Source organism: Streptomyces daliensis (assembly GCF_054782395.1).
Genome location: NZ_BAAGSO010000071.1, coordinates 1 through 1,603, shown reverse-complemented (window position 1 = coordinate 1,603; position 1,603 = coordinate 1). Strand labels below are relative to the sequence as shown.

Genomic DNA, 1,603 nt, shown 5'->3' with positions numbered 1-1,603 from the left:
AGCTTGTGCTTTATCCTCCGGGCCGGGATCGCTCTTTGATCGACTCGGGTCGTTTCGCCGTTTTTCCGACGTCGTGGTGGGGTGCCCGGTGCCGGTTCTTCGAACCGAGCGGGCGCCCGGGGCCGGGCCGACCGGGATTCGGCGCACGGGCTGGACAGGGCAAGTTCGGGCGGAGGTTCCTGAACCCCCGGCGAACCCGGGCCGGGGTGAGCCGCCTGGGCTCGACCGGACGCTCCCAGGGGTGCCGGACATCGGCGGCCAGCGGCCGGGCGAGCCGGAGCTGGGTGTGGGCGGCGACGATGAGCCAGGTCCACCGGTCCGCCGCCTCGGGGGTGCGGAGCTTCGGGCGGGTCCAGCCGAGGGTCTGCTTGATCATTCTGAAGGTGTGTTCAAGATCGAATCTCCGTAGGAACACCTGCCAGCGGACATCGACGTCCTCGCCGGTCAGGCCGGTGGCGGAGGACCACAGCCAGATCGGCAGCGGGTCGTTTCCGCCGGGAAGACGGTCGACCTGGAGGCGGATCAAGGTGCCCTCGATGACGGGGAGTTCACCGGTGTGGTCGATCCATGCGGAGCGGGTGGTCAACCGGGGGTGAATGCGGTCCCAGGCCATCGCCCGGGCGGTTCCGTACCGGTCGGTGACCTGCACAGTTGCCGCGTCCGGCCCACCCCAGGTCTCCGGCTTGGCGAAGCGGAACTCCTTGCCGTGCTTCGGCGGCCGCCCACCCTGGGGATAGGCCAGGGCGTACTCCTTGAGCGAGGGCTTCGGCCGTCGCATCACCCGGTCCGAGCGCATGCGTCCGAGGATCTCGACGGGGAACCCGTCAAGGAGGTGGGCCATGCGCGGGGCGTCGTAGCCTGCGTCGAAGACGATCAGGATGTCGCGGTCGCCCACATTCCAGCGGCCCATCTCGATGAGGTCGGTGACCACCCGGCGGACCTGGGCGGCGGTGACCTCGGCGACGTCGTCGGCCGGCCCGAGACGGACGGCGTCCAGCACCTGGCACCAGGACGTCCGGCCCGATTCGAGCGCGGCGACGAAGGAGTACGGCCAGCCGGGCACGAACTGGTCCGAGGACCGGCCGCTGCGTCCGTAGACGTGGCAGAACAGACGCTCCGCGCTGGTCGGCGCGTCGGGGCGGAGCCAGTGGCTGATGTCGACCGCGAGGACCAGGCGCCCGTCGGCGGCCTCCGGCATGGGCAGGCCAGCCAGCACCTGCCGCAGCCGGGGCACATCCACGCTGCCGTGGTTCAGCGCGTCGTACATCGCGCCGTGACCGCGCCGGTGCTCGGCCACCAGCGTCAGGTCCACCAGCGCCCTCACCGGCCCGTCCGCGCACAACAGCGCATCCACCAGCTCGAACAACTCGTCCCCGCGCGCTGTCAGGCAGTCGAATAAGTCGTCCCGGAAGCGTGACGCTTTCGCGAACGCTTCCCCGGGACCGGCATCAGGCAGCAGACTCACCTTCACGGCCTTCGTTTGGATCGGTGCACCTTGGTCGGAGCACATGATCAGACGAAGGCCGCCCCAGCGTCCGGTGAACGCCCAGGTGAGCGGCCTAGTGCGAGGCCCATTTCGACCTCGCACCTTAAAGCACAAGCT

1 protein-coding gene is annotated in these 1,603 nt (G+C 69.7%); it reads right to left on the bottom strand.

Features of this window, described 5'->3' with window-relative positions:
• Positions 1-10 precede the first annotated feature (10 nt).
• Entirely contained in the window at positions 11-1,510 is a 1,500-nt protein-coding gene (locus ACYVOO_RS16740) for an NF041680 family putative transposase (RefSeq protein ID WP_461016442.1), read from the bottom strand.
• Positions 1,511-1,603 lie beyond the last annotated feature (93 nt).